Source organism: Streptomyces zaehneri, from assembly GCF_032248645.1.
GTDB classification, from domain to species: domain Bacteria; phylum Actinomycetota; class Actinomycetes; order Streptomycetales; family Streptomycetaceae; genus Streptomyces; species Streptomyces coriariae.
Genome location: NZ_JASTTJ010000028.1, coordinates 84,061 through 110,755, shown reverse-complemented (window position 1 = coordinate 110,755; position 26,695 = coordinate 84,061). Strand labels below are relative to the sequence as shown.

Annotated in this window: 24 protein-coding genes and 1 tRNA gene; 13 read left to right on the top strand and 12 right to left on the bottom strand. The window is 70.4% G+C overall.

Annotated elements, in window-relative coordinates; all coding sequences use genetic code 11:
* Positions 1–293 precede the first annotated feature (293 nt).
* From QQM72_RS35025 to QQM72_RS35015, 3 genes are read right to left on the bottom strand one after another with little or no spacing between them, the layout of a single operon-like run.
* Positions 294–1,070: a TrmH family RNA methyltransferase gene (locus QQM72_RS35025; RefSeq protein ID WP_314224822.1), complete on the bottom strand. Its 777-nt coding sequence runs from the start codon at positions 1,068–1,070 to the stop codon at positions 294–296.
* Positions 1,067–2,287, bottom strand: coding sequence for an HTTM domain-containing protein (locus QQM72_RS35020; RefSeq protein WP_314224821.1), 1,221 nt, complete (start codon positions 2,285–2,287; stop codon positions 1,067–1,069). The genes QQM72_RS35025 and QQM72_RS35020 overlap by 4 nt, the downstream gene beginning before the upstream one ends.
* Positions 2,284–3,345 carry a DUF5819 family protein gene (locus tag QQM72_RS35015; protein WP_314224820.1) on the bottom strand — a complete coding sequence of 354 codons (1,062 nt, stop codon included), beginning with the start codon at positions 3,343–3,345 and terminating at the stop codon, positions 2,284–2,286. The genes QQM72_RS35020 and QQM72_RS35015 overlap by 4 nt, the downstream gene beginning before the upstream one ends.
* A 283-nt stretch (positions 3,346–3,628) precedes the next feature.
* On the opposite strand from QQM72_RS35015, the gene paaA reads away from it, so the two are divergent.
* From paaA to QQM72_RS34985, 6 genes are all read left to right on the top strand, one after another.
* On the top strand, positions 3,629–4,642 hold the full coding sequence (paaA, locus tag QQM72_RS35010) for a 1,2-phenylacetyl-CoA epoxidase subunit PaaA (RefSeq protein WP_314224819.1): 1,014 nt from the start codon (positions 3,629–3,631) through the stop codon (positions 4,640–4,642).
* Positions 4,639–4,926, top strand: coding sequence for a 1,2-phenylacetyl-CoA epoxidase subunit PaaB (paaB, locus tag QQM72_RS35005; protein ID WP_314224818.1), 288 nt, complete (start codon positions 4,639–4,641; stop codon positions 4,924–4,926). Before paaA ends, paaB begins: the two co-directional genes overlap by 4 nt.
* Entirely contained in the window at positions 4,923–5,645 is a 723-nt protein-coding gene (gene paaC, locus QQM72_RS35000; RefSeq protein ID WP_314224817.1) for a 1,2-phenylacetyl-CoA epoxidase subunit PaaC, read from the top strand. Before paaB ends, paaC begins: the two co-directional genes overlap by 4 nt.
* Entirely contained in the window at positions 5,639–6,187 is a 549-nt protein-coding gene (paaD, locus tag QQM72_RS34995) for a 1,2-phenylacetyl-CoA epoxidase subunit PaaD (protein ID WP_314224816.1), read from the top strand. Before paaC ends, paaD begins: the two co-directional genes overlap by 7 nt.
* Positions 6,187–7,248 carry a 2Fe-2S iron-sulfur cluster-binding protein gene (locus tag QQM72_RS34990; protein ID WP_314224815.1) on the top strand — a complete coding sequence of 354 codons (1,062 nt, stop codon included), beginning with the start codon at positions 6,187–6,189 and terminating at the stop codon, positions 7,246–7,248. Before paaD ends, QQM72_RS34990 begins: the two co-directional genes overlap by 1 nt.
* Before the next feature lie 141 nt (positions 7,249–7,389).
* Positions 7,390–8,613, top strand: a complete 1,224-nt coding sequence (locus QQM72_RS34985; RefSeq protein ID WP_314224814.1) for an acyl-CoA dehydrogenase family protein — start codon at positions 7,390–7,392, stop codon at positions 8,611–8,613.
* Positions 8,614–8,861: 248 nt separating this feature from the next.
* Here the strand turns inward: QQM72_RS34985 and QQM72_RS34980 are convergent, their stop codons facing one another.
* The 5 genes from QQM72_RS34980 to QQM72_RS34960 all read right to left on the bottom strand — a co-directional run bounded on the left by QQM72_RS34980 (position 8,862) and on the right by QQM72_RS34960 (position 14,089).
* Positions 8,862–9,191 (bottom strand): rhodanese-like domain-containing protein, encoded by a 330-nt coding sequence (locus QQM72_RS34980; RefSeq protein WP_314224826.1) that lies wholly within the window; start codon positions 9,189–9,191, stop codon positions 8,862–8,864.
* A gap of 361 nt (positions 9,192–9,552) precedes the next feature.
* Positions 9,553–10,350: a J domain-containing protein gene (locus QQM72_RS34975; protein WP_314224813.1), complete on the bottom strand. Its 798-nt coding sequence runs from the start codon at positions 10,348–10,350 to the stop codon at positions 9,553–9,555.
* Positions 10,351–10,537: 187 nt separating this feature from the next.
* Positions 10,538–12,016, bottom strand: coding sequence for a DUF2252 domain-containing protein (locus QQM72_RS34970; RefSeq protein WP_314224812.1), 1,479 nt, complete (start codon positions 12,014–12,016; stop codon positions 10,538–10,540).
* 445 nt (positions 12,017–12,461) lie between these two features.
* Positions 12,462–13,757, bottom strand: coding sequence for a sensor histidine kinase (locus QQM72_RS34965; RefSeq protein WP_314224825.1), 1,296 nt, complete (start codon positions 13,755–13,757; stop codon positions 12,462–12,464).
* 248 nt (positions 13,758–14,005) lie between these two features.
* Positions 14,006–14,089 (bottom strand) — tRNA-Leu (locus tag QQM72_RS34960).
* 411 nt (positions 14,090–14,500) lie between these two features.
* On the opposite strand from QQM72_RS34960, the gene QQM72_RS34955 reads away from it, so the two are divergent.
* The 7 genes from QQM72_RS34955 (at position 14,501) to QQM72_RS34925 (ending at position 23,924) form a co-directional block, all read left to right on the top strand.
* Positions 14,501–15,373: a DUF3662 and FHA domain-containing protein gene (locus QQM72_RS34955; protein ID WP_314224811.1), complete on the top strand. Its 873-nt coding sequence runs from the start codon at positions 14,501–14,503 to the stop codon at positions 15,371–15,373.
* Between the two features lie 10 nt (positions 15,374–15,383).
* Positions 15,384–15,899: an FHA domain-containing protein FhaB/FipA gene (locus QQM72_RS34950; protein ID WP_020130618.1), complete on the top strand. Its 516-nt coding sequence runs from the start codon at positions 15,384–15,386 to the stop codon at positions 15,897–15,899.
* Positions 15,900–16,039: 140 nt separating this feature from the next.
* Positions 16,040–17,563, top strand: coding sequence for a Stp1/IreP family PP2C-type Ser/Thr phosphatase (locus QQM72_RS34945; RefSeq protein ID WP_314224810.1), 1,524 nt, complete (start codon positions 16,040–16,042; stop codon positions 17,561–17,563).
* A gap of 27 nt (positions 17,564–17,590) precedes the next feature.
* The gene (locus QQM72_RS34940) at positions 17,591–19,030 is read left to right on the top strand and encodes an FtsW/RodA/SpoVE family cell cycle protein (RefSeq protein WP_020130620.1); all 1,440 of its coding nucleotides are present in this window, start codon (positions 17,591–17,593) and stop codon (positions 19,028–19,030) included.
* Positions 19,027–20,496 (top strand): peptidoglycan D,D-transpeptidase FtsI family protein, encoded by a 1,470-nt coding sequence (locus tag QQM72_RS34935; protein ID WP_314224809.1) that lies wholly within the window; start codon positions 19,027–19,029, stop codon positions 20,494–20,496. Before QQM72_RS34940 ends, QQM72_RS34935 begins: the two co-directional genes overlap by 4 nt.
* A gap of 169 nt (positions 20,497–20,665) precedes the next feature.
* On the top strand, positions 20,666–22,648 hold the full coding sequence (gene pknB, locus QQM72_RS34930) for a Stk1 family PASTA domain-containing Ser/Thr kinase (protein ID WP_314224808.1): 1,983 nt from the start codon (positions 20,666–20,668) through the stop codon (positions 22,646–22,648).
* A gap of 226 nt (positions 22,649–22,874) precedes the next feature.
* Entirely contained in the window at positions 22,875–23,924 is a 1,050-nt protein-coding gene (locus tag QQM72_RS34925; RefSeq protein ID WP_314224807.1) for a restriction endonuclease, read from the top strand.
* 101 nt (positions 23,925–24,025) lie between these two features.
* Here QQM72_RS34925 and QQM72_RS34920 read toward each other — a convergent pair whose 3' ends face one another.
* The 4 genes from QQM72_RS34920 to QQM72_RS34905 are packed head-to-tail and all read right to left on the bottom strand — an operon-like array spanning position 24,026 to position 26,658.
* Positions 24,026–24,787, bottom strand: a complete 762-nt coding sequence (locus tag QQM72_RS34920; RefSeq protein WP_314224806.1) for a class E sortase — start codon at positions 24,785–24,787, stop codon at positions 24,026–24,028.
* 22 nt (positions 24,788–24,809) lie between these two features.
* Positions 24,810–25,865: a class E sortase gene (locus QQM72_RS34915; protein WP_314224805.1), complete on the bottom strand. Its 1,056-nt coding sequence runs from the start codon at positions 25,863–25,865 to the stop codon at positions 24,810–24,812.
* Entirely contained in the window at positions 25,862–26,500 is a 639-nt protein-coding gene (locus QQM72_RS34910; protein WP_020130625.1) for an aminodeoxychorismate/anthranilate synthase component II, read from the bottom strand. The genes QQM72_RS34915 and QQM72_RS34910 overlap by 4 nt, the downstream gene beginning before the upstream one ends.
* A complete protein-coding gene (locus QQM72_RS34905; protein ID WP_020130626.1) occupies positions 26,497–26,658 on the bottom strand; it encodes a hypothetical protein in 162 nt (53 codons plus the stop codon). Before QQM72_RS34905 ends, QQM72_RS34910 begins: the two co-directional genes overlap by 4 nt.
* Positions 26,659–26,695: the final 37 nt, after the last annotated feature.

Sequence of the window (26,695 nt, the reverse complement as noted above, 5' to 3'; positions counted from 1 at the left end):
GCCACCTGGAGGCGGCAGATGCGGCTCCAGCAGTAACCACTCGCGATTCGTCAGATCCCCCCGACCCATGACCCAACCAACGAGCGACCAGTCAAAAAGTCACATGATCCGCCGGACAGAACCTAGGCGCTCAGGGCGTGTCCGGCCATGCCCGTCGGATCGGCGCGCGGCGTCCGGTGCGGTGCGTCGCGAGGCGGCGGACGCCCGCGTACCGGATGTACTCGGGTGATCCGCCACCGCGGCGAGGGGCCGTGCCAGGCGTCGCGCGCCCGGCGGGAAGGGTCGGACGCGTGTCAGGGGACGTGCGGTGCGCCCCCGGTGGCGCTCCAGTGGTACAGCGTCATGGCCACACTGGTCGCGAGGTTGTAGCTGGAGACCTGGGGGCGCATCGGCAGGGCGAGAAGGTGGTCGGCACGCGCACGCAGTTCGGCGGAGAGCCCGCTGCGCTCCGAGCCGAAGGCCAGGAGGGCGTCGTCCGGCAGCTTGACGCCTCGCAGGTCGTCACCCTCCGGGTCGAGGGCGAACACCGGGCCGGCCGGCAGCTCGGCGACGGTCAGCCGCTCCACGGCGGTCGCGAAGTGCAGCCCCGCCCCGCCGCGCACCACGGTCGGGTGCCAGGGGTCGAGGGTTCCGGTGGTGACCACCCCGGTGGCCCCGAAACCGGCGGCCAGCCGGATCACCGCGCCCGCGTTGCCGAGGTTGCGCGGGTTGTCCAGGACCACGATGGGAGTGGCGCGCGGCGCGCGCCCCAGCCGCTCCAGGCCGGTCTCGCGGGAGGGCCGTACGGCCAGGGCGGCGACGGCGGTGGGATGCGGGCGCTGCACCAGGGAGGTGTACGTCGCCTCGGGGACCTCCGTCAGCAGCGTGTCCAGCGCGTCGCGCACGTCCGGGGCGAGCTCCTCGGCAAGAGCGAGCGTCGCCCGCCGGTCCGCGGTGACCGCCACCGGGACCTCGGCTCCGAAGCGCACGGCGTGCTTGAGGGCGTGGAAGCCGTCGAGCAGCACGGAGGCGTCGGCGAGCCGCCGCCACCGGCCGAGCGGATCGGAGCCGGCGGTCACGGGGTCGGTCATGCCGTGAACCCTACGCGCGCGTGCTCGGGGTTCTCCCGTTCCTGCGGCCCCGGTGACTCCGGCGCAGGCGTACCACCGAAGTCGGGGAACAGCCGTCCACGCGCGCGTGACGCCCATCCGCCCACCCGGTGCAGGAAGGTCGTCGGCAGGAAGACGGCGTCCGTCGCGATCATCGCCAGCGAGAAGAACGGCAGCCCGAGCACCACGGCGATCACCGCGTGCTCCGTCATCATCAGGACCAGCAGGACGTTCTTCAGCCGACGGTTGGCGAGCGTGAACGGGAAGGCGACCTGCACGATGACGGTCCCGTAGGTGGCCAGCAGGACCATCGTGCCGCTGCCGGCCAGCAGGTCGGCGAGCGCGGGCCAGGGCGAGAAGTAGTCCAGGTGAAGGGGGTAGTAAGCGGCGGTGCCGTCCTGCCAGCGCGAGCCCTGGATCTTGTACCAGCCGGCGGTCGCGTAGATCAGACAGGCCTCGGCCATGATCACGACCAGGGCGCCGTTGTGCAGGATGTTGCCGATCACGTCGAGCAGGATCCGGGGCTCCGGCGACTTCGTGCGGCGGCCGACGGCCCACCACAGGCCCTGTACGGCCCACACCGCCCACAGCAGCGCCGGAATGGTCCAGGCGCTGTGGAAACGCCCCGCCACGGTCACCGTGACCAGGACCAACCCGGCCACGGCCCACAGGACGGGACCCACCCGGTCCGTGACCCGCTCCCCACGCGCGCGTGCCTCCTGCGCGCGCCCCTCCCGCCGCGCGTCCAGAGACCACACCCGGCCGCACCGTATGAACACGAGATAGATCGACATCAGGTGCAGGACGTTGTCCCCGCCGTCGCCCACGAAGACGCTGCGGTTCTGGAGCGACAGCACGCCGACCATGAACAGCACCGACATCGCGCGGGTGCGCCAGCCGAGGAGCAGCAGCGCGGCGGAGAGCAGTGCGAGCAGGTACACCGCCTCGAACCAGCCCCGCCCGTCCGACCACATCAGCGCCGTGAACGCGCCGTTGGTGTCGATCAGCTGCCGGGCCAGCTCCCAGTCCCAGGGACCGTCGGGGCCGTAGAGCTCATGCCGGTGGGGAAACTCGCGCAGCAGGAACAGCAGCCAGGTGGCGCTGAAGCCGATCCGGACCACGGCGCTCTGGTACGGCGCGAGCGCCGACTCGGTGACGCGCGCGATGGCGGCGGACACCTTCAGGGAGAACCGGTTCACCTCGCGCCTCCCTCGGTCTCGCCGTCCGGCACCGACCACCAGGACAACTCGCGGTACACCGGACTCGTCGACACCTTCTCGGTGCTCCACTTCGGCGGGGTCACGTTGGTGGTCTGCGAACGGACCTGGATCCGCTCGACGACACCACCGTCACCGGCCGCGTCGCCACGCTCCAGACGCAGCAGCACGATGTGGCGCAGGTACGTCTCGGAGAGGGCACCGCGCAGGCCGACGGGGCGGTTGTCGTTGTCGTGCGTGGCGGTGAAGAAGTCCCAGGCGCGGCGCAGCTCGTTCTGCTGGGTGTGGCTCGGCATCGGATTGCCGTCGATGGCCCTGCCGTCCTGCGCCGACAGGTCGTACCAGCCGGTGGTGCGCGAGCCGCCGTCCAGGGTCCGGATCTGGGCCCGGACCTGAACGGCGATGTTCTGCTGGAGCGGGTTCGGCGCGAAGAGCTTCCAGTTCTGCTCGAACTCCGGGTATATCCAGTCGTCGATCGCCTTGCCGTGTGTCTTGGTGACGGTGTTCGACGGGGCGACGTGCAGGAACACCATGCCGACATGCACGCAGACGGTCACCGCGACGACGGCCAGCGCCAGCGCGGCGCCGACCTGATAGCGGGGAGAGAGGGCGGCCACACCGGAACGGGACTCCGGCCGCCGGGGCCCGCTCACGAGCCCGGCGGCGGGGTCACTCGCCCGGTCACCGACCGGCTCGCTGACCGGGCCACCGACGGCCTCGCTGACCGGGCCGCCGGCAGGGTCACTGACGGAGTCACCGGCAGGACTGCCGACGGGACCACCGACGGGGTTGGCGGGCTCGGCCTGGAAAGCACCGTGCGAGTCAGCGCGCTCGGCCCGAGGAGCAGGCTCGCGGTCAGCGTCCGCCGCCCGGCAGGCAGGCTCCGAGTCCGTGTCTTCGGCCCGGGAGGCTGGTTCGGGGCTCGGGAGTTCGGCTCGGGGGCGGGGAACGGTGTCCCGGGCGGGTGGCGTCCCCGCCTCCGCCTCCCTCGACGTGTTCGGCCCCTGTGGAGAGCCGGCCCCTCCGTCGTGCACGTCCATTCCGCCCCGTTCCCCGATGCCGGTCGTCTTCGCTCTGCGTCGCGCAATCGCGAACGGTACTCAGCCTCACCCGTTCGGCGCAGCCCCCTCCCCGCGACACCCGGGCCGGGAAGGGCCGGGGCAGGTTGTCCACAGGGGATGCCCGCAGGTTATCCACAGCGGTTGACACCTTACGACGGCCGTCCCACCATGGAATCGCACGGACCGAACGATCGGTCGGGAGAAGGCTCGGCAGAGCCGAGGCCAAGGCACCGCGCCGAGGCCCGAGGTCAAGGGGGACCGCATGGCGACAGCAGCCGCGCACCAGACGGCCCGCACACAGCCGCACACCGGGCAGGACGGCGGAGCCGACGCCGACGAGGCGTACGCGCGCGTCTTCGACGCCACCGTGGCCGCCGACGAACGCATCGAGCCACGCGACTGGATGCCCGACGCCTACCGCGCGACGCTGGTACGCCAGATCGCCCAGCATGCCCACTCCGAGATCATCGGCATGCAGCCGGAAGCCAACTGGATCACCCGCGCGCCCTCCCTGCGCCGCAAGGCCATCCTCATGGCGAAGGTCCAGGACGAGGCGGGCCACGGGCTCTATCTGTACAGCGCCGCCGAAACCCTCGGCGCCAGCCGTGAGGAACTGCTCGACAAGCTCCACTCCGGCCGCCAGAAGTACTCCTCGATCTTCAACTACCCCACGCTGACCTGGGCCGACGTCGGCGCGATCGGCTGGCTGGTGGACGGCGCCGCGATCACCAACCAGGTGCCCCTGTGCCGCTGCTCCTACGGCCCGTACGCCCGCGCGATGGTCCGCGTCTGCAAGGAGGAGTCCTTCCACCAGCGCCAGGGGTACGAGCTGCTGCTGGCCCTCAGCCGAGGCACCCCGGAGCAGCACGCGATGGCGCAGGACGCGGTGGACCGCTGGTGGTGGCCGTCACTGATGATGTTCGGCCCGCCCGACGACGAGTCCGCGCACTCCGCGCAGTCGATGGCCTGGAAGATCAAGCGCCACTCGAACGACGAACTGCGCCGGCGCTTCGTCGACATCTGCGTCCCCCAGGCGGCCTCGCTCGGCCTCACGCTCCCCGACCCGGACCTCAAGTGGAACGAGGAGCGGGGCCACCACGACTTCGGAGCCATCGACTGGACCGAGTTCAAGGAGGTCCTCAAGGGCAACGGCCCCTGCAACGAACAGCGGATGACACAACGCAGGCGCGCACACGAAGAGGGCGCGTGGGTACGAGAGGCGGCCGCCGCCTACGCGGCCAAACACAGCTCTGGGACGGAAGTGGAGCAGGCATGACGAACACCGACTGGCCCCTGTGGGAGGTCTTCGTGCGCTCCCGGCGCGGCCTCTCCCACACCCACGCCGGCAGCCTGCACGCGCCGGACGCCGAGTTCGCCCTGCGCAACGCGCGCGACCTGTACACCCGGCGCGGCGAGGGCGTCTCGATCTGGGTCGTGCCGTCCTCCGTGATCACGGCCTCCTCTCCGGACGAGAAGGACCCGTTCTTCGAACCGGCCGCCGACAAGCCGTACCGGCACCCGACGTTCTACGAGATCCCGGAAGGGGTGAAGCACCTGTGACCACGACGACGCACACCCACACCGCCGCCCTCGCCCTCGGCGACGACGCCCTGGTGCTCTCCCACCGCCTGGGGGAGTGGATGGGCCACGCGCCCGTGCTCGAGGAGGAGGTCGCCCTCGGCAACATCGCCCTCGACCTGCTGGGCCAGGCCCGGATCCTGCTGTCGATGGTCGGCGACGAGGACGAGTTGGCGTACCTGCGTGAGGAACGCGCCTTCCGCAACCTGCAGTTGGTCGAGCAGCCAGGCGGCGACTTCGCCCACACCATCGCCCGCCAGCTGTACTTCTCCACCTACCAGCACCTGCTGTACGCGCGGCTGGCGGCCGTGGAGGGCCCGTTCGCGGGACTGGCGGCGAAGGCCGTCAAGGAGGTCGCCTACCACCGCGACCACGCCGAACAGTGGACGCTGCGGCTCGGCGACGGCACCGAGGAGAGCCACGCGCGGATGCAGCGGGCCTGCACGGCGCTGTGGCGGTTCACCGGGGAGATGTTCGCCCCCCTGGACGGCCTCGACCTCGACCTGTCGGCCCTGGACTCGGCCTGGCTGGAGTCGGTGCGGAGCGTGCTGGAGCGGGCCGGCCTGGCCGTGCCCGAGGGATCGCGCACCGGAGCCTGGCGCGCCGGCGCGGGCCGCGAGGGCCTGCACACCGAGTCCTTCGGCCGGATGCTCGCCGAGATGCAGCACCTGCACCGCAGCCACCCGGGTGCGTCATGGTGACGCTCACCCCGCTGGAGGCGGAACTCCTCGAGGTCGCCGGCTCGGTGCTCGACCCCGAACTGCCCGTGGTCACCCTCCGGGAACTCGGCGTGCTGCGCGCGGTGCACGTACGCGACGCGGACACCGTCGACGTCGAGCTGACCCCCACCTACACCGGATGTCCGGCGGTGGAGGCGATGTCCCTGGACATCGAACGGGCGCTGCACGCACACGGGGTCCGCGAGGTCACCGTGCGCACGGTGCTGTCCCCCGCCTGGTCGACCGACGACATCTCCGCCGAAGGACGGCGCAAACTCAGGGAGTTCGGCATCGCACCGCCACGCGTGCGCACGGCGGCCGAACCGGTCGGCATCACCCTGGGCCCCACCCGGACCCGGGACGCGGGCGACACGGACACGGACGCGGCCCTGGAGCCGATCCTCTGCCCGCACTGCGGCTCCGCCGACACCGAGCTGCTCAGCCGCTTCTCCTCCACCGCCTGCAAGGCGCTGCGGCGCTGCCTCGCCTGTCGTGAACCCTTCGACCACTTCAAGGAGTTGTGATGGCCCGCTTCCACCCGCTCCAGGTGGCCGCGGTGGACCACCTGACCGACGACTCCGTCACCCTCACCCTCACGGTCCCCGACGCGCTGCGCGAGGAGTACCGGCACGCGCCCGGCCAGCATCTCGCCCTGCGCCGCGTGGTCGACGGGACCGAGGTCAGGCGGACGTACTCGATCTGCTCGCCCGCACCCGGGCCCGACAGTGCGGGGCCCGGCACGCTGCAGGTGGGCGTGCGGCTGGTCGAGGGCGGGGCCTTCTCGACGTACGCGTTGAAGGAGATCGCCGTCGGCGACGAGCTGGACGTGATGACGCCGGCCGGCCGCTTCACCCTCACCCCCGCGCCCGGCCGGTACGCGGCGATCGTCGGCGGCAGCGGGATCACGCCGGTGCTGTCGATCGTCTCGACGCTGCTGGCCCGCGAGCCCGCGGCCCGGTTCTGCCTCATCCGCAGCGACCGGACGGCCGCCTCGACGATGTTCCTTGAGGAGGTCGCCGACCTCAAGGACAGGTACCCCGAGCGGTTCCAGCTGGTCACCGTGCTCTCCCGGGAGGAGCAGCAGGCCGGGCTGCCGTCCGGGCGGCTGGACCGGGAGCGGCTGACCGGGCTGCTGCCGTCGCTGCTGCCGGTGGCGGAGGTGGCGGGGTGGTTCCTGTGCGGGCCGTTCGGCCTCGTCCAGGGCGCGGAGCAGGCGCTGCGGGAGATCGGGGTCGCGCGTTCCCGGATCCACGAGGAGATCTTCCACGTGGAGGTCACAGCGCCCCCGGTGCGCGTGGCGGCTCCCACCCACAGCACCGTGACCGCCCGGCTCGACGGCCGGGGCGGCAGCTGGCCCGTGCGGGACGGGGAGTCGGTCCTGGAGACGGTGCTGCGCAACCGGCCGGACGCACCCTACGCCTGCAAGGGCGGGGTGTGCGGGACCTGCCGGGCCTTCCTGGTCTCCGGCGAGGTGCGCATGGACCGCAACTTCGCGCTGGAACCGGAGGAGACGGACTCCGGATATGTGCTGGCCTGCCAGTCGCATCCGCTGACGGAGGCGGTGGAGGTGGACTTCGACCGGTGAGGGACAAGCGATGAGGAGGCGGACGAGAGGGGCGACGAGGGGGCGACCGACCGTTCTCCTCGGACCGGCCGTTCCCTTCTTCTAGAACCTGTTCTATCTTGACGCTCCGTCAGATCAGCTGACCCGTCGGGAGGACAGGCCGTGGACTTCACCTTCACCGAGGAGCAGCAGGCAGCGGCGGAGGCGGCGCGGGGGGTGTTCGCCGGGGTCGCCCCCGACGCGGTGCCGAGCCCCGCGCTCACCCGGGGCGCCGTGGCCGACGACTTCGACCGCTCGCTGTGGGCCAGGCTCGCCTCGGCGGACCTGCTGAGCCTGCTGCTGGACGAGGAGTTCGGCGGGGCCGGCCTAGACGCGATCGCGCTCTGTCTGGTGCTGCGCGAGGCGTCGAAGGTGCTGGCACGGGTACCGCTGCTGGAGAGCAGCGCGGCCGCGGCCGCCCTACAGGCCTACGGCGGAACGGAGTTGAAGTCGTCCCTGCTCGCACAGGCCGGCCGGGGCGAGATCGTCCTGAGCGTCGCCGCGAACGGCCGCACCGGCCACGATCCGGCCGAACTCGCGGTGACCGCACGACAGAACGACACGGCAGGCGCGACCGACACGGCGGGCGCGACCGGCGCGACCGGCGCGGGTGACGGACACACGGCGGGCGGCCCGGGGGAGCCGGGCGTCGGCGAGTGGGTGCTGGACGGGGTGCAGACGATGGTGCCGTGGGCGTACGACGCCGACTTCGTCGTCGTACCGGCGCGCACCGGGGACGACCGGAGCGTCCTCGCCGTCGTCGCCCGTGGGCACGAAGGAGTCGTGCTCTCCGAGCAGATCTCCACCACCGGCGAGCGGCTCGGCGAACTACGCCTCGAATCGGCGAGGATCGCCGACCGGGACGTCATCACCGCCGACGGCGCCTGGGAGTGGCTGCGCTCCCTGCTGACCACGGGGACCTGCGCGCAGGCGCTCGGCCTGGGCGAGCGCGTCCTGGCGATGACCGGCGAGTACGCGGGCAAACGTGAGCAGTTCGGACACCCCATAGCGACGTTCCAGGCCGTCGCCGTGCAGGCCGCCGACCGCTACATCGACCTGCGCGCGATGGAGGTCACGCTGTGGCAGGCCGCATGGCGGATCGCCTCCGGGGCGCCCGGCGCGCTGCCGGCCTCCGGGGACGTCGCCGTGGCCAAGATCTGGGCCTCGGAGGGCGTACGGCGGGTCGTGCAGACCGCACAGCATCTGCACGGGGGCTTCGGCGCAGACGTCGACTACCCGCTGCACCGCTACCACGCCTGGGCCAAGCACCTGGAACTGTCGCTCGGACCGGCCGCGGCTCACGAGGAGGCCCTGGGCGACCTACTGGCCGCCCACCCCCTCGGCTGACGCCCCCCGACACGACACAACGGCCGACCCGGCACCACGCACCGGCCGACCCGGCGAGACGTGACGGCTGACCGGCAAGACGAACCCGCCGATCCGACGAGGCGACGCCGGTCCAAGAATCCGCAGCTCCCCGGGTCCGCAGCTCCCCCGACCTACCGGTCGCACGACCTACCGTCCCGACGACCGGCCGTTCCGACGACCGGCCGTTCCGACGACCGGCCGTTCCGACGACCGGCCGTTCCGGGCGCTTACAGGACGGAGCCCGGGTTGCCCTCGTCCGTGACGACCGGGCGGCCCGCGGCGGCCCAGATCTGCATGCCGCCGTCGACGTTCACGGCGTCGATGCCCTGCTGGACGAGGTACATGGTGACCTGGGCCGAGCGACCACCGGAGCGGCAGATCACATGGACCCGACCGTCCTGCGGGGCCGCCTCGGTCAGCTCGCCGTAGCGGGCGACGAACTCGCTGATGGGGATGTGCAGTGCCCCTTGGGCGTGACCCGCCTGCCACTCGTCGTCCTCGCGGACGTCCAGCAGGAAGTCGTCGTCCTTGAGGTCGCCGACCTCGACCGTGGGCACACCAGCTCCGAAACTCATGCGCCCGACGCTACCCGACCGGGCATACGACACGACCGGTCCGCCGGCTCCTGTCGTTTGGATCAGGCCGCAGGATGCCGGCGATGCCCTGTCGACGCGGTGAGCGGGGTTGGGTGCATGCGCCCGCAAGGCGGAGGAGGCAGTCGACGCGATGGGGGTCCCTCGCGCGAGCGCAGTCGGGCGTTGGGGGGAAGCGTGGGGGGAGTCGGCGAGTGACGACAACGTCGCAGACGGGTGTGCGGAACCGCGTCTGCGACGTGATCCGAACGGCAGGCCCTCACCTGTTCAAGATCTCTCAGCCGAGACCTGGCTCACCCGTCCACAACCTCCCGGGACAGAACACCTAGCCCACCAGCTCGGCCAGCTCCTCCTCGCGGGCGGCGACGTCCGCGAGGAGCTTGTCGGCGATCTCGTCCAGGAGCCGGTCGGGGTCCTCCGGAGCCATGCGGAGCATCGAGCCGATCGCGCTGTCCTCCAGTTCCCGGGCGACCAGCGCGAGCATCTCCTTGCGCTGGGCGAGCCACTCGAGTCGGGCGTAGAGCTCCTCGCTGGGGCTCGGGCTCCGCTCCGCGGGTGCCGGACCGGCCGCCCACTCCTCGGCCAGCTCGCGCAGCAGGGCTTCCTCGCCACGGGCGTAGGCCGCGTTGACGCGGGTGATGAACTCCTCGCGCCGGGCCCGCTCGGCGTCCTCCTGGGCCAGGTCCGGGTGCGCCTTGCGGGCCAGCTCGCGGTACAGCTTGCGGGCCTCCTCGCTTGGCCTTACCCGCTGCGGGGGCCGGACCGACTGGTCCGTGAGCATCGCCTCGGCCTCGGGGAAGAGACCTTCGCCGTCCATCCAGCCGTGGAACAGTTCCTCGACCCCGGGCATGGGCATCACCCTGGCCCGCGCCTCGGCGGCCTTGCGCTTGTCCTCGGGATCACCGGTGCGGGCGGCCCTGGCCTCGGCGATCTGGGCGTCCAGTTCGTCGAGGCGGGCGTACATCGGGCCGAGTTTCTGATGGTGGAGCCGCGAGAAGTTCTCGACCTCGACGCGGAAGGTCTCCACCGCGATCTCGAACTCGATCAACGCCTGCTCGGCAGCCCGCACGGCCTGCTCCAGCCGTGCCTCGGGCCGGGGCTGCTCAGCTTCGGGGGTCGTCACCCGACCAGCCTAGGCCAACGCTCCGCCGAACCCACCCGGCCGACGATCCCGCAGGGGTCGCCCTGCCCGGTCTCGCGTTGCCCGGTCTCGCCTTGCCCGGTCTGCCCCTGCCCCTGCCCCTGCCCCTGCCCCTGCACGGTCTGCCCCTGCCGGGTCTCCCCCAGCTCCGACTCTGTCCGGCCGCGCCTCACACGCCCGTCTCCGCCGGGATCCGCCCCGCCCGTACCGCCGCCATCAGGTCCGAGTGGTCCGCCTCGGTGCGGTCGGCGTAGGCGACGGCGAAGGTGGCGATCGCCTCGTCGAGTTCCTCGTTCTTGCCGCAGTAGCCGGCGATGAGGCGGGGGTCTGCGCTGTGGGAGTGGGCGCGGGCGAGGAGCGCGCCGGTCATCCGTCCGTAGTCGTCGACCTGGTCGGCGGCGAGCGCGGCGGGGTCCACGCTGCCCTTGCGGTTGCGGAACTGCCTTACCTGGAAGGGGAGTCCGTCGACCGTCGTCCAGCCCAGCAGAATGTCGCTGACCACCTGCATGCGCTTCTGGCCGATGACCACCCGGCGTCCCTCGTGCTCCACCTCCGGCACCTCGAAGCCGGCGCTCAGCAGATGCGGGACCAGGGCCGAGGCGCGGGCCTCCTTCACCTGGAGGATCAGCGGCTCGCCCCGGTGATCGAGCAGCAGCACCACATACGACCTCGTCCCCACGCTGCCCGTGCCGACGATCCGGAAGGCGACGTCGTGGACCGCGTGACGGGCCAGCAGCGGGTGGCGGTCCTCGGACAGGGTGGTCAGGTAGTGCTCCAGGGATGCGGCCACCGCGTGGGCCTCCGCGTCCGGGACGCGGCGCAGCACCGGCGCCGCGTCGACGAAGCGGCGGCCGCCGTCCTCCGTCGGCTCGGTCGACTTCGCCGCGAACCGCCCACTGGTGTTGGCCCGCGCCTTCTCCGAGACCCGCTCCAGGGTGCCCAGCAGGTCGTGCGCGTCGGTGTGGGAGACCAGTTCCTCGTCGGCGATGGCGTTCCACGCGTCCAGCACGGGAAGCTTCGCCAGAAGCCGCATGGTGCGGCGGTAGGAGCCGGCCGCGCCGTGCGCCGCCCGGCGGCAGGTGTCCTCGTCCGCGCCGGCCTCGCGGCCCGCGAGCACCAGAGAGGCGGCGAGACGCTTGAGGTCCCATTCCCAGGGACCGTCGACGGTCTCGTCGAAGTCGTTCAGGTCGATGACCAGGCCGCCCCGCGCGTCGCCGTACAGACCGAAGTTCGCGGCGTGGGCGTCACCGCAGATCTGGGCGCGGATCCCGGTCATGGCGGTCCGGGCCAGGTCGTACGCCATGAGTCCGGCCGAGCCCCGCAGGAACGCGAACGGCGTCGCCGCCATCCGGCCGACCCGGATCGGGGCCAGCTCCGGAATGCGGCCCCGGCTGGACTCCTCGACCGCCGCCACCGCGTCCGGCCGGGAGGGGTCCAGGTCGAACACGGCGTGTGCCGACCGGGACACCCGGCCACGCAGAGCCTTGCCCGCCTCCTTGGGAGAACCCGGCCGGGACGCCCCCGAGGCCGCACCCGCTTCCGGTCCCGCGGCGGGGCGCCCGGTGGGCCACTCGGCGAAGCCCCGCACGCGGGGAAGCCTGTGTGCCCCGCCCATCTCTGTCCCCGCACCACCGGCCTCGGTCACCATGACCGCCTCCCCCGCACACGTACGTCCGTCGGCTCGACGAGCCGAACATCAACTCGTGCCGACCGTACAGCCCGACGACGGGACGGCGGCAGCCCCTGTGGACAACCTCCCGCCTGTGGAAAACCCCTCGTCCACCCCTGCGAGACAGCCCGCCCGGCGCAAGCCCTCGCCGAAGACAACAGCTTCACGACAGCGGCTCCATGAGACCGACTCCATGAGACCGGCTCCACAAGGCCGGCTCCACTAAAGCGGGAATGTTTCACGTGAAACACGACCCGCCGGCCCAAAACGCCCAGGCCCCACACCCCACACCCCACACCCCACACCCACACCCCACACCCACGCCCCACGCCCCAGGTCCCAGGCCCCAGGCCCCAGGCTTCAGGCTTCAGGCCCCAGGCACCGCTCCCCGTGCACCGATCTCATCCGACACGTCACGCAGGTCTCACCACACACAGGGCAGCTCCACAGCGATCGTGGTCGGTCCCCCGGCCGGGCTGTCCACGTTCATCACGCCGTCCAGCGCGGCGACCCGGCGCCGGATCCCCAGCAAGCCGGACCCCGCACTCTCGTCCGCGCCGCCGAGACCCTCGTCCCGCACGACCGCCCGCAGCCCGTTCCGCAGCCGCACCAGTTCGACGGCCACCCGCGGCGACCCGCTGTGCTTGACGGCGTTCGTGAGCGCCTCCGCCACCGCGAAGTAGGCAGCCGCCTCCACGGCGGCGGGCGCCCGGTATCCGCGGGAACCGGCAGCGCCACCCGGCCCCCCGCTCGGCCCCGCCGTCTCACCAACACCGATGTCGCCATCGCCACCACCGTTGCCACCACCACCGTTGCCGCCACCGCCACCGCCACCGCCTCCTCTGCCTCCTCTGCCTCCTCTGTCAAGGAGTCCCTCCACCCGCACCGTCACCTCCAGCCCGCTGCCGGCGGCCAGCGCCCGTACGGCTCCCGTGAGGCCGCGGTCGGTGAGGATCGGCGGATGGATGCCGCGGACGACGTGCCGCAGTTCCGTGAGCGCCTGTTCGGCCTGGTCCTGCGCGTCTTCCATGAGCTTGCGCGCGGAGTCCGGATCACGGTCGAAGGCCCGCTGGGCGAGCCCGATCCGCATGGACAGGGCGACCAGCCGGGCCTGGGCGCCGTCGTGCAGGTCACGTTCGATGCGACGCAGTTCGGCGCCGTGCGCGGCGATCGCGTCGGCGCGGGTCTCGGTCAGCGCCCGGACGCGGGCGGCGAGACGCGCCTTGGGTGACGGCGCGAGCAGGGCCGCCGACCAGCGCGCCTCGACGTCGGCGAGGCGGACGACCCACGGCAGGACGACCGCGTCCCGGCGCAGCAGTCCGCACCACACCCCGTCGACGACCAGACCCACCGGCCACAGCGGCAGCGCGAGCAGCACCAGCCAGCCATAGACATAGTGGGCGGCCATCCAGCGCAGGTCGGCGAGGGTACCCGGATCGCGGACGGCCGTGCGCAGCCGCTCGCGCAGGGTGCCGGTGAGCGGCTCGTACGCCTCGGGGATCTCGCGGCCCGTCCAGCCGGCGACCTGACGGCGTTCGGCCCCGGCGATCCGGCGGATCAGCAGCACCGCCTCGGGCAGCAGCCACGCGCCGACGACCAAGAGCGTGCCGATGGCGGCGATGAGCAGCACGGTGACGAAGAGATACGTGCCGAAGGCCATCAGCGCGGAGGCGAACAGCCGGCCCGTGGCTTGTCCCGCCCGCCGGACCGTCGTCGCCATCGGGCTCGTTTGCGCCATACATCCAACGCTAGGCCGCACCCGGGATGAACGCGGTGTAGCCCGCTACACCCTCATGACGCCCCCGCCGGCGACCGGCTGCCCGCCCGGGTCGCCACTGCCCACAGGCCTGAGATGTTCCTCACACACGGTGAGCGGTCATGGCCTGGCCGCGCACGCCTGGGCCGGAGAGCACACCTTCGGGATACGCGAAAGCCCCGCAGGTCTGAGACCTGCGGGGCTTTCAGCTGTGCGCGAGGGGGGAGTTGAACCCCCACGCCCTTGCGGGCACTGGAACCTGAATCCAGCGCGTCTGCCTATTCCGCCACCCGCGCATTGGGTGTGTCTTCGGGCTTGTGGGCCTTTCGGCCTGGCGCCTTCCGACACGCAGAACATTAGCACGCGGTCCAGGGTGCGTTCACATCCCTTCTGCGGGGGCAGGGAGCAGGTGGGAGGCCGTCGGCGGCCCCCGTACGTCTCGGCGGTGACTGGTTCGCGTATCAACCTCGTACCTAAGGCGGCCGTCTCCCCAGGAGCCGGACGAGGACCACAGTCAGGTGCGGGACACTGGTCCTCGGCCACCTCTACGATCCTGGGCAGAAGCGGGTGCGCAAGAGGGCGTCGACACCCGTCGACGGGGCCGACAGGGGGAACCAGCCGATTCACCGGCGCGTGGATACGATCAGTAAGCAGTACCAGGTAAGCAGCACGGCACGGGACAGCAGCCACTACGGAGGAGGTGCCCCATGGGAGTCCTGAAGAAGTTCGAGCAGCGTCTCGAGGGTCTGGTCAACGGCACCTTCGCGAAAGTGTTCAAGTCCGAGGTCCAGCCCGTGGAGATCGCCGGCGCGCTCCAGCGCGAGTGCGACAACAACGCGACCATCTGGAACCGGGACCGGACCGTCGTCCCCAACGACTTCATCGTGGAACTGAGCACGCCGGACTACGAGCGGCTCAGCCCCTACTCCGGCCAGCTCGGCGACGAGCTCGCCGGAATGGTGCGCGACTACGCCAAGCAGCAGCGCTACACCTTCATGGGCCCGATCAAGGTCAACCTGGAGAAGGCGGACGACCTCGACACGGGCCTGTACCGGGTGCGCAGCCGTACGCTCGCCTCCTCCAGCAGCCAGACGCCGGAGCAGCCGCCCGCGGGCGGCCGACAGCGTCCCGGCGGGCCCGGTTATCCCGGAGCCGGAGCCGGCGCCGCCGCTCCGCCCATGCCTTCCGCTCCGCCGCCCGGCGCCCGTGCCGGCGGCTACGGCTATCCGCCCGCCGCGAGCGCCCAGCGCCCCGGTGCGGCGGCCGGCGGCCTGGCCGGGGCCCCGCAGCCCGGGTCACGTGCCCGACACTGGATCGAGATCAACGGCACCCGCCACCAGATCTCCCGCGGGACGCTGGTGATGGGCCGCAGCACCGAGGCCGACGTACGGATCGACGACCCCGGCGTATCGCGCCGGCACTGTGAGATCCGGACCGGCTCGCCCTCGACGATCCAGGATCTCGGCTCCACCAACGGCATCGTGGTGGACGGGCAGCACACCACCCGCGCTACGCTCCGCGACGGCTCGCGGATCGTCGTGGGCAGCACCACCATCATTTACCGGCAAGCCGAAGGGTGAAGCGGGGGCAATGTCAGAGCTGACCCTCACGGTCATGCGGCTGGGTTTTCTGGCCGTACTGTGGCTGTTCGTCATCGTGGCCGTGCAGGTCATCCGCAGCGACCTCTTCGGTACGCGTGTCACCCAGCGCGGGTCGCGCCGGGAGGCAGGCCGCGCGCAGCAGGCACAGCGCCAGCAGGCGCCCCCGCAGCAGCGCCAGCAGCCCGCCGCAGCCGGCCGCACGCGTCGTAACGCACCTACCAAGCTGGTCGTGTCCGAGGGCACCCTCACCGGCACGACCGTCGCGCTCCAGGGCCAGACCATCACTCTGGGCCGGGCGCACGACAGCACGATCGTGCTGGACGACGACTACGCCTCCAGCCGTCATGCCAGGATCTACCCGGACCGCGACGGCCAGTGGATCGTCGAGGACCTGGGCTCCACCAACGGCACCTACCTCGACCGATCGCGGCTGACGACTCCCACACCGATCCCGCTGGGCGCGCCGATCCGTATCGGCAAGACCGTCATCGAGCTGCGGAAGTAGTGCTACATCATGAGTGAGTGCGAGCGGAGCGAGCACGCGGCGGCGGCCGGCACCCATGGCCCCGGCGTGCTCCCGACCGGAGGGTGGGCAGTGTGGCTCGACACGACCGGCTGTACCCGGGGCCGACGGGCGAGGTGCGCATGAGTCTGTCTCTGCGTTTCGCCGCCGGATCGCACAAGGGCATGATCCGGGAGGGCAACGAGGACTCCGGTTACGCCGGACCCCGACTGCTCGCCATCGCCGACGGCATGGGCGGCGCCGCCGCCGGTGAGGTCGCCTCCTCCGAGGCCATCTCCACCATCGTCGCCCTGGACGACGACGTCCCCGGCTCCGACGTCCTCACCTCGCTCGGCACCGCCGTCCAGCGTGCCAACGACCAGCTGCGCTCGCTGGTCGAGGAGGACCCCCAGCTCGAGGGCATGGGGACCACCCTGACCGCCCTGCTGTGGACCGGCCAGCGCCTCGGGCTCGTGCACGTCGGCGACTCGCGCGCGTACCTGCTGCGGGACGGCGTGCTGACCCAGATCACGCAGGACCACACCTGGGTACAGCGCCTCGTCGACGAGGGCCGCATCACCGAGGAAGAGGCCACCACCCACCCCCAGCGGTCGCTGCTGATGCGGGCGTTGGGCAGCGGTGAACATGTCGAGCCGGACCTGTCGATCCGCGAGGTCCGGGCCGGCGACCGCTACCTGATCTGCTCCGACGGCCTGTCCGGCGTCGTCTCGCACCAGACGCTCGAGGACACCCTCGCCAGCTACCAGGGCCCCCAGGAGACCGTGCAGGAGCTGATCCAGCTCGCGCTGCGCGGCGGCGGCCCCGACAACATCACGGTCATCGTCGCCGACGTCCTCGACCTGGACACCGGCGACACCCTCGCCGGGCAGCTCTCCGACGTCCCGGTCGTGGTCGGCGCGGTTGCCGAGAACCAGCTCCAACTGCACGACAACGGCATCATGCAGACCCCGGCAGGGCGCGCCTCCGGCCTCGGCCGCAGGCAGCAAGGGCGCGGCGGAGGCGGCGAGTTCGGCCCGCCCGGCTCCGGCGGCGACATCACCGGTTTCATCCCCACCGACGGCTTCGGCGACTACACCGACGAGGACTTCGTCAAGCCCCGCAAGGGCCGCAGGTGGCTGAAGAGATCCTTCTACAGCGTGCTCGCGCTCGCCGTGATCGGCGGCGGCCTGTACGGCGGCTGGCGCTGGACGCAGACGCAGTACTACGTCGGCACCAAAGACGAGCACGTCGCGCTGTACCGGGGCATCAGCCAGGACCTGGCATGGGTGTCGCTGTCGAAGGTGGAGAAGGACCACCCCGAGATCGAACTCAAGTACCTCCCGGACTACCAGCAGAAGCTGGTCGAGGCGACGATCGCCGAGGGCAACCTGTCCACCGCCCAGAAGAAGATCGACGAGCTGGCCGTCCAGGCCTCCGCATGCAAGAAGCACGCCGAGACCCCCACGGCGAGCAAGACCGGTTCGAAGACCGGCGAGGGCCAGACCGGCGGCACCACGGGAACCACGCCCGCCTCCGTCACGTCCAAGGCATCGCCGAGCCCCTCGGCAACCGCGTCCCCGTCCGCACCCGCGACCACTACTCCCACCCCCGGCCCCAGCCTTTCGGAGGAAGAGCAGAAGGTCGTCTCGCGGTGCGGTGAGCAGTAGGCAAGCCGTGAGAGGCCCCGTCACACGATGAGCAGTACTACCAACTCGCCGACGCACCACACGTCCACGATCGGCTCGATCGGTACACCGAGCCGGCGCAACACCGAGCTCGCGCTGCTGGTGTTCGCCGTCGCCATCCCGGTCTTCGCCTACGCCAACGTGGGCCTCGCCATCAACGAGGAGGTGCCGTCCGGCCTCCTGAGCTACGGCCTCGGCCTCGGCCTGCTGGCCGGCGTCGCACACCTCGTCGTGCGCAAGTTCGCGCCGTACGCGGACCCGCTGCTGCTGCCGGTGGCCACACTGCTGAACGGGCTCGGGCTCGTCGCCATCTGGCGGCTCGACCAGTCCAAGCTGTTGCAACGGATCGAACAGGCCGGTACCGCCGCGCCACGGCAACTGCTGTACACGGCGATGGGCATCGCACTGTTCGTCGTCGTGCTGGTCTTCCTCAAGGACCACCGCGTCCTGCAGCGCTACACCTACATCTCCATGGTCGGCGCGATCTTCCTGCTGCTGCTCCCGCTCGTGCCGGGCCTCGGGCAGAACATCTACGGCGCCAAGATCTGGATCTCGGTGGCCGGTTTCTCCATCCAGCCCGGTGAGTTCGCCAAGATCGTGCTGGCGATCTTCTTCGCCGGCTACCTGATGGTGAAGCGCGACGCGCTCGCCCTGGCCAGCCGCCGCGTCCTCGGCCTGTACCTGCCGCGCGGCCGCGACCTCGGCCCGATCATCGTCGTCTGGATCATCTCGATCCTGATCCTGGTCTTCGAGACGGACCTCGGCACCTCGCTGCTGTTCTTCGGAATGTTCGTCATCATGCTGTACGTCGCCACCGAGCGGACCAGCTGGATCGTCTTCGGCATGCTGATGTCCGCGGCCGGCGCGGTCGGCGTGGCCCAGTTCGAGAGCCACGTCCAGCAGCGCGTCCAGGCCTGGCTCGACCCGATGAAGGAGTACACGCTCTCCCAGGACGGCGTCGCCGGCCACTCCGAGCAGGCCATGCAGGCCCTGTGGGCGTTCGGCTCCGGCGGCACCCTCGGCACCGGCTGGGGCCAGGGCCACTCCGAGCTGATCAAGTTCGCCGCCAACTCCGACTTCATCCTCGCCACCTTCGGCGAGGAACTCGGCCTGGCCGGCATCATGGCGCTGCTGCTGCTGTACGGCCTGATCGTCGAGCGCGGCGTGCGCACCGCGCTGGCCGCCCGCGACCCGTTCGGCAAGCTGCTGGCCATCGGCCTCTCCGGCGCCTTCGCCCTCCAGGTGTTCGTCGTCGCCGGCGGTGTGATGGGCCTCATCCCGCTCACCGGTATGACGATGCCCTTCCTCGCCTACGGCGGTTCCTCCGTCATCGCCAACTGGGCACTGATCGGCATCCTGATCCGCATCAGCGACACCGCGCGCCGCCCCGCGCCCGCCCCCGCCTCGAACCCCGACGCCGAGATGACCCAGGTGGTCCGCCCGTCATGAACAAGCCCCTGCGCCGGATCGCGATCTTCTGCGGCCTCCTGGTCCTCACCCTGCTGCTGCGCGACAACTACCTGCAGTACGTCAAGGCGGACACCCTCGCCAGCGACACCAAGAACCGCCGCGTCAACATCACGCGCTACTCCACCCCGCGCGGCGACATCATCGTCGAAGGCAAAGCCATCACCGGCTCGGTCGAGACCACCGGCGACTACAAGTACAAGCGCACCTGGTCCAACGGCGCGATGTGGGCGCCGGTCACCGGCTACTCCTCGCAGGCCTTCGGCGCCAACCAGCTGGAGAAGCTCGAGGACGGCATCCTCAGCGGCAACGACGACCGGCTCTTCTTCCGCAACACCCTGGACATGATCACGGGCAAGGAGAAGGAGGGCGGCAGCGTCGTCACCACCCTCAACGCCGCCGCGCAGAAGGCCGCCTACAAGGGCCTGGGCGACAAGAAGGGCGCGGTCGCCGCGATCGAACCGTCCACCGGCAAGATCCTCGCGCTGGTCTCCACCCCGTCGTACGACCCGTCGAAGTTCGCCGGGTCCTCCGACACGGACCAGGAGGCGTGGAACGCCGTCCAGAAGAAGAACGACGCCGACGACCCGATGCTCAACCGCGCGCTGCGCGAGACCTACCCGCCCGGCTCCACGTTCAAGGTGGTCACGGCCGCCGCCGCGCTGGAGAACGGCGAGGTCTCCGGCGTCGACGACAAGACCGACACCCCGGACCCGTTCCCGCTGCCGCAGTCCACGAACAAGCTCACCAACGAGCACGGAGACTGCAAGAACGCCACGCTGCGCTACGCGCTCATGGTGTCCTGCAACACCGTCTTCGCGAAGATGGCCGACAACGTCGGCAACGAGAAGATGATCGAGCAGGCGGAGAAGTTCGGCTTCAACGAAACCGAGCTGGACACCCCGGTACGGGCCGCCAAGTCCACCTACCCCGAGGACAACCCGCCGCAGAACGCCCTCGACGGCATCGGCCAGGGTTCCAACGCGGCCACCCCGCTCCAGATGGCCATGGTCGCCTCGGCGGTCGCCAACGACGGCAAGCTGATGAAGCCGTACATGGTCGACCAGCTCAAGGCCCCCAACCTGGACACCCTGGAGACGACCGAGCCCCAGCAGCTGTCCCAGGCCGTCTCGTCCAAGACGGCGCAGGCCCTCCAGGAAATGATGGAGACGGTCGTCAACGACCCGCAGGGCACCGGCGGCAAGGCCAAGATCGACGGCGTCACCGTCGGCGGCAAGACCGGTACCGCCCAGCACGGCCTCAACAACAGCGAGAAGCCGTACGCCTGGTTCATCTCCTACGCGAAGCTGTCCGACGGCAGCGCGCCGGTGGCCGTCGCCGTCGTCGTCGAGGACGGCGCCGCCGACCGCGGCGACATCACCGGCGGCGGTCTCGCCGGCCCGATCGCAAGGGACGTGATGAAGGCAGTCATCGACAGCAAGAAGTGACCCCCATCACGTCGCCTACACATCGGTGCACGTTGCGATACCGGTCCTGTATCGGGTGACGGGCTTGGCCAGGTCACACAGCGCCGTCCGGGTACGGTATGCCCGGACGGTAGCCTCCGGCCGCACACGTGTGCCGGTCGGGACCGACGGAGAGGGCTGGTAGGTAGCTATGGAAGAGCCGCGTCGCCTCGGCGGCCGGTACGAGCTGGGCCATGTGCTCGGCCGTGGTGGCATGGCCGAGGTCTATCTCGCGCATGACACCCGCCTCGGCCGCACCGTGGCGGTGAAGACGCTGCGCGCGGACCTCGCGCGCGACCCTTCCTTCCAGGCCCGGTTCCGCCGGGAAGCCCAGTCTGCCGCCTCGCTCAACCACCCCGCGATCGTCGCGGTCTACGACACGGGCGAGGACTACATCGACGGGGTCTCGATCCCGTACATCGTCATGGAGTACGTCGACGGCTCCACACTCCGAGAGCTGCTCCACTCCGGCCGCAAGCTGCTGCCGGAGCGGACGCTGGAGATGACCATCGGCATCCTCCAGGCCCTGGAGTACTCGCACAGAGCCGGCATCGTCCACCGCGACATCAAGCCCGCGAACGTCATGCTGACGCGCAACGGCCAGGTCAAGGTCATGGACTTCGGCATCGCCCGCGCCATGGGCGACTCCGGGATGACGATGACCCAGACGTCCGCGGTCATCGGCACCGCCCAGTACCTCTCGCCGGAGCAGGCCAAGGGCGAGCAGGTCGACGCGCGCTCCGACCTGTACTCGTCGGGCTGTCTGCTCTACGAGCTGCTGACGGTCCGCCCGCCGTTCGTCGGGGACTCCCCGGTGGCCGTGGCCTACCAGCACGTCCGCGAGGAGCCGCAGCCCCCGAGCGTCTTCGACCCCGAGATCACCCCCGAGATGGACGCCATCGTCCTGAAGGCGCTGGTCAAGGACCCCAACTACCGCTACCAGTCCGCCGACGAGATGCGCCTGGACATCGAGGCCTGTCTCGACGGCCAGCCGGTCGGCGCGACGGCGGCCATGGGCTCGGTCGGCTACGGCGGCTACGGCGACGACCAGGCGACCACCGCCATGCGCTCCGCGGACGCCGGCGCCACGTCGATGCTGCCGCCCATGAACCCGGACGACGGCGGCTACGGCTACGACGACCGCCCCGACCGGCGCCGCCAGAAGAAGTCCAACGCCTCGACGATCCTGCTGGTCGTCGCCGCGGTGCTGGTGCTCGTCGGCGCGGTACTGATCGGCAAGTGGGTGTTCAGCGGCGGCGTGAACAACGAGTCGGTGGCGGTGCCCAACCTGCTCGGCCAGGCCCAGGCAGACGCGCAGAAACAGCTGACCAACAGCGACCTCAAGCTGGGCACCGTCACCCAGAAGGCCTGCGAGGACCAGCCCAAGGGCAAGATCTGCGACCAGGACCCCGACGCCGGGACCAAGGTCGACAAGGACTCCACCGTCAACCTCGTCGTGTCGACCGGGGCGCCGAAGGTGGCCGTGCCGAGCGTTCTCGGCAAGAGCCTGGAAGACGCCAAGGCGCTTCTGGAGGGTGACCAGTACGGGCTCGTCGTCGAGACCAAGGAGCAGGTGTCCACCGAGCAGGAGGGCACCGTCCTGGAGCAGAGCCTGAAGCTCGGCAAGGAGGTGGAGAAGGGCACCACCATCACCCTCACCATCGCCAAGGCCGAGGAGAAGTCCACGGTCCCGGACGTCTCCAACAAGAGCTGTGACGACGCCAAGGCCCAGATGGAGCAGAACGACCTCAAGGGCAACTGCGTCGAGGTCGACACCCAGGACCAGAACCAGGTCGGCAAGGTCATCCAGACCGTCCCGGCGATCGGCTCCCAGGCCGACAAGGGTTCCACGGTCCAGATCCAGATCGGCAAGAGCACCCAGACCCAGGTCCCGTCCAACCTCCAGGGCATGAGCGTCAAGGACGCCAAGAAAGCGCTCCAGGACGCGGGTCTGAACGTCGGCAACATCACCGGCAACTCGGACGACGACGCCCAGGTCATCAGCTCGGACCCGGCCCCCGGCAGCACCGTCAACAAGGGGCAGACGGTCAACCTGGTCGCCTTCAAGAACGGCGACAACAACAACGGCGGCAACAACGGCGGCGTCAACTTCTTCGGCGGCACCAGCGGTTGACCGCACTGCGGCCGACTGCACGCGGTCGACCCTGACCGCACAGGACAAGAGCGTGGGCCCCACCGGATGCGTCCGGTGGGGCCCACGCCTTTGCTGCGCTCGACCGAACCCACGCTCGCAGAACGATCGTGTCTTCATATCGGCTGACTTGTTGATCGATTGGGGTGGGGTGTCATGTCACAGCTCTGCCCCGGCCACACGGCCCGACCAGAACAGAGGGGCAGACGTGATCAACGAATCGGCACTGCTGGAATCCAAAAGCCTGCGCGACGGCGTGCTCGAACGCACCGACGTACTCGACAGGGTGAAGGCACTGTCCCTGCTGCCGGACGGGATGCATGTGACCACGGCGATGGTGGCGGCGTACTTCGGCGTCACCGCCGAGGCCATCCGCCAGCTCAAAGCACGACACCACGACGAGCTGTCGGACAACGGGATGCTGACCCTGCGAGGCCCTGACCTCGCAGAATTTAAGCGTGACGTCCTGTCACGCTATCCGGGAGGTCATCCACAGCCTCGGTCCAGCCTCACTCTCTACTCCCGTCGCTCGGTCCTCAACGTCGCGATGCTCCTGCGTGACAGTGAAGTCGCCCGTCAGGTGCGCACCTACCTCCTCGACATGGAGTACCGGGCACGGACGCAACCCGGGGACAACCCGGTCCCCTCGCACTCCGGGTCCCTCGACGACCGCATCGACCACCGCATCACCCACATCCTCGGCCAGACCGTCGTACCCATGTTCAACACCCTGATCGAAACAGCCGGCGAGCATCAGCGGGAGCTGATCGCCCTCCGAGCAGGCGTCCAGCGGGTCGAGAAGCGGCTCCGGCAGCACCACGCCCGGCTGCAGAGGCTGGAAGGCCCCCGTGCGGATCGGCCCCTCGCCGGAGTCATGGCTGCCATGGACGCCATGAACGGACGCGAGTTCGAGGAGCACATCGCCACCCTGCTGCGCCGCGACGGCTGCACAAACGTCGTCGTGCAGGGCGGCGGAAGGGACCGCAGGATCGACATCACCGCCCTCACGGCTCACGGGCGACGCCTCGTCGTCCAGTGCAAGAGGTTCGCGCCGCACCTCTCCATCACCAGCCCCGAGCTCCAGAAGTTCCTCGGGGCAGCGAGGGTCCTGCACGACTGCGAGGTCGCCCTGTTCGTGGCGACCTGCCCCTTCACCCGTGATGCCCTCAACATCGCCGCCGAGACCGGCATCACCGCCGTCCACCGTGGTCTTCTGGAGGAGTGGAGCGCCGGGGCGGCCCTGACGGTTCTCGAATAGCCAGGAGCGGGCAGAAGACCCGAAGCCGCAAAGACAAGTTGCGGCTTCGGGCCATCGTCATGCTAGGTGACAGAGCCCTTGAAGAAGGGCTCTGTGTCACTTCAGCCCAGTTCCCTCGGCGGCGTCCGGTCCGCGTCCACCTTCTCCACGCGCACCAACTCCCCCCACACCACGTACCGGTACCGGCTCGTGTACACCGGCGTACAGGTCGTCAGGGTGATGTAGTGGCCGGCCTTCTTCTTGCCGGACTCCTTGGGGATCCGGCCGAGGACCTCCACGTTGTACTTCGAGGTCTCGGGGAGGACCGCGTACACCTTGTAGACGTACCAGTCGTCCTTCGTCTCGAAGACGATCGGGTCGCCCTCCTCCAGCTTGTCGATGTTGTGGAACTTCGCGCCGTGGCCGTCACGATGGGCGGCGAGCGTGAAGTTGCCCTCCTTGCCGCTCGTCGGAAGAGCGGCCTTGAAGGGATCGGTGTAGTAGCCGGCGACGCCGTCGTTGAGGATCTTCGACGAGGTGCCCTTCTCGACCAGCACCTCGCCGTTCCTCATCGCGGGCACGTGCAGGAAGCCGATGCCGTCCTTGGTGTCGAGCGCCCCGGGACCGGTGTCCTGCCGGGCCCAGTTGTCGCGCACCTTGTCGCCCTGCCGGTCCGCGTGCCGGTCGGCCACCACGTTCGTCCACCACAGGGAGTAGACGACGAAGAGGCCGAGCACCAGGCCGGCCGTGATGAGGAGTTCGCCGAAGACGCTGACCGCGAACGCGATCCGGCCGCCACCGCGGCGCCGCGGCGCGGGATCGGACGCGTCCACGCGCGCGTGCTCTTCGTGCTCGGTGTCGCCGGTGGTCGCTGCCACGTTCATCTGCCCCTACTCGACTGCACGCCTACTCGACGAGCGCATCCGGCTTTCCCTTGCTGCGCGGCCGTTCCTCGACCATCTTGCCCCAGACGATCAGGCGGTACTTGCTGGTGAACTCCGGGGTGCAGGTGGTGAGGGTGATGTACCGGCCAGGCCCGGTGAATCCGGACTCCGCCGGCACGGGGTCGAGGACGCCCGTGTTGCTGGGCGCGGTCACCGGCAGCGAGGACGCCATCTTGTAGACGAAGTACTCGTCCTGCGTCTCGACGACGATGTCGTCGCCCGCCTGCAGCCTGTTGATGTAGCGGAACGGCTCGCCGTGCGTGTTGCGGTGACCCGCGAGCCCGAAGTTGCCGGTCTTCGCGTCGGGCATCGCCGTCTCCAGCGGGCTCTCGCCGTAGTGCCCGACCATGCCCTTGTCGAGCACCTTCTTGTTGCTGACGCCCTCCGCGATCGGCACCACCACGTCCAGCTTCGGGATGTGCAGGATGGCGAAGCCCTGACCCGGCGAGAACACCCCGGGGGCACCCTTGCCGTTCGCCCAGTCGTCCTGAAGGCTGCTGGCCTCCTTGTCCGCCTGCGCGTGCGCCCGCACGTTCGTCCACCACAGCTGGTAGGTGACGAAGAGCAGCATCAGCACGCCCGTGGTGATGAACACCTCGCCGACCGCCCGGCTGGCGACCACGGCGGCACTCGGCTTACGGGCCCGCTGCCGCCGACGCGCCTCGACGCGTGACAGCGACCGCTCGTCCTGCGCGGGCGCGTCCGCCCCGTTGTACGACTCGGAGACCTCACCCGAGCCCCCATGACGGCCGTGACGGCCCTTGGCGGCCTTTCTGCGGGCCGCACGACCGCCCGCCGGGGTTCCAGGGGCGGGAGAGGCCGCCGAGGCGCCAGAAGCGGATACGGGGTCGCCGCCGAACAGGGACGCCGGCGGGATCCGCAGCGCCACCGTCTCCTCGTCGATCGGCGGCTGGTACGGCTCCCCGGCGTAGGAACCGGCTCCGTAGGCATCACCGCCGAACGACTCGTACGGCGCGGTGCCGTAGGAGTCCTCGCGCTCGGGGCGCAGCGCGGTCACGCCGAGGCCCTGCCCACCACCGGGGCGAGCCCCGCCGACCTCGCCACCGCGCCCTGGTCGCCGCACTCCACCAGCCAGTTGGCCAGCATCCGGTGCCCGTGCTCGGTCAGCACCGACTCGGGGTGGAACTGGACGCCCTCGACAGGCAGTTCACGGTGGCGCAGGCCCATGATGATTCCGTCGTGCGTACGGGCCGTGACCTCGAGTGCGGCCGGAACCGTGGCCGGCTCGGCGGCCAGCGAGTGGTAGCGGGTCGCCGTGAAGGGGGTCGGCAGGCCGGCGAACACGCCCCGGCCCTCGTGCTCCACCAGCGAGGTCTTGCCGTGCAGCAGCTCCGGCGCCCGGTCCACGACACCGCCGTACGCCACCTGCATCGACTGCATGCCCAGGCAGACCCCGAAGACGGGGACACCGGTGGCCGCGCAGTGCCGGACCATCTCGATGCAGACGCCGGCCTCCTCGGGCGTACCCGGCCCGGGGGAGAGCAGCACACCGTCGAAGCCGTCCTGGGCATGGGCCGTGGAGACCTCGTCGTTGCGCAGGACCTCGCACTCGGCGCCCAGCTGGTACAGGTACTGGACCAGGTTGAAGACGAAGCTGTCGTAGTTGTCGACGACGAGAATGCGCGCGCTCACTGGTTGTCCACCGTCACATCGTTGAAGGGAAGCAGCGGTTCGGCCCACGGGAAGACGTACTGGAACAGCGCGTACACCACGGCCACGACCAGCATGATCGAGATCAGCGCCTTGACCCACGCGTTTCCCGGCAGATGCCGCCAGATCCAGCCGTACATGCCGTCCCTTCCGTCGCATCACGGCACCTGACTCACG

What these genes read in the sequence shown, in the direction of transcription:
- QQM72_RS35025 (WP_314224822.1), bottom strand. Translation starts at nt 1,070, where the DNA reads ATGACCGACCCCGTGACCGCCGGCTCCGATCCGCTCGGCCGGTGGCGG.
- QQM72_RS35015 (WP_314224820.1), bottom strand. Translation starts at nt 3,345, where the DNA reads ATGGACGTGCACGACGGAGGGGCCGGCTCTCCACAGGGGCCGAACACG.
- paaA (WP_314224819.1), top strand. Translation starts at nt 3,629, where the DNA reads ATGGCGACAGCAGCCGCGCACCAGACGGCCCGCACACAGCCGCACACC.
- paaB (WP_314224818.1), top strand. Translation starts at nt 4,639, where the DNA reads ATGACGAACACCGACTGGCCCCTGTGGGAGGTCTTCGTGCGCTCCCGG.
- paaD (WP_314224816.1), top strand. Translation starts at nt 5,639, where the DNA reads ATGGTGACGCTCACCCCGCTGGAGGCGGAACTCCTCGAGGTCGCCGGC.
- QQM72_RS34990 (WP_314224815.1), top strand. Translation starts at nt 6,187, where the DNA reads ATGGCCCGCTTCCACCCGCTCCAGGTGGCCGCGGTGGACCACCTGACC.
- QQM72_RS34970 (WP_314224812.1), bottom strand. Translation starts at nt 12,016, where the DNA reads ATGGTGACCGAGGCCGGTGGTGCGGGGACAGAGATGGGCGGGGCACAC.
- QQM72_RS34965 (WP_314224825.1), bottom strand. Translation starts at nt 13,757, where the DNA reads ATGGCGACGACGGTCCGGCGGGCGGGACAAGCCACGGGCCGGCTGTTC.
- QQM72_RS34955 (WP_314224811.1), top strand. Translation starts at nt 14,501, where the DNA reads ATGGGAGTCCTGAAGAAGTTCGAGCAGCGTCTCGAGGGTCTGGTCAAC.
- QQM72_RS34950 (WP_020130618.1), top strand. Translation starts at nt 15,384, where the DNA reads ATGTCAGAGCTGACCCTCACGGTCATGCGGCTGGGTTTTCTGGCCGTA.
- QQM72_RS34945 (WP_314224810.1), top strand. Translation starts at nt 16,040, where the DNA reads ATGAGTCTGTCTCTGCGTTTCGCCGCCGGATCGCACAAGGGCATGATC.
- QQM72_RS34940 (WP_020130620.1), top strand. Translation starts at nt 17,591, where the DNA reads ATGAGCAGTACTACCAACTCGCCGACGCACCACACGTCCACGATCGGC.
- QQM72_RS34935 (WP_314224809.1), top strand. Translation starts at nt 19,027, where the DNA reads ATGAACAAGCCCCTGCGCCGGATCGCGATCTTCTGCGGCCTCCTGGTC.
- pknB (WP_314224808.1), top strand. Translation starts at nt 20,666, where the DNA reads ATGGAAGAGCCGCGTCGCCTCGGCGGCCGGTACGAGCTGGGCCATGTG.
- QQM72_RS34920 (WP_314224806.1), bottom strand. Translation starts at nt 24,787, where the DNA reads ATGAACGTGGCAGCGACCACCGGCGACACCGAGCACGAAGAGCACGCG.
- QQM72_RS34905 (WP_020130626.1), bottom strand. Translation starts at nt 26,658, where the DNA reads ATGTACGGCTGGATCTGGCGGCATCTGCCGGGAAACGCGTGGGTCAAG.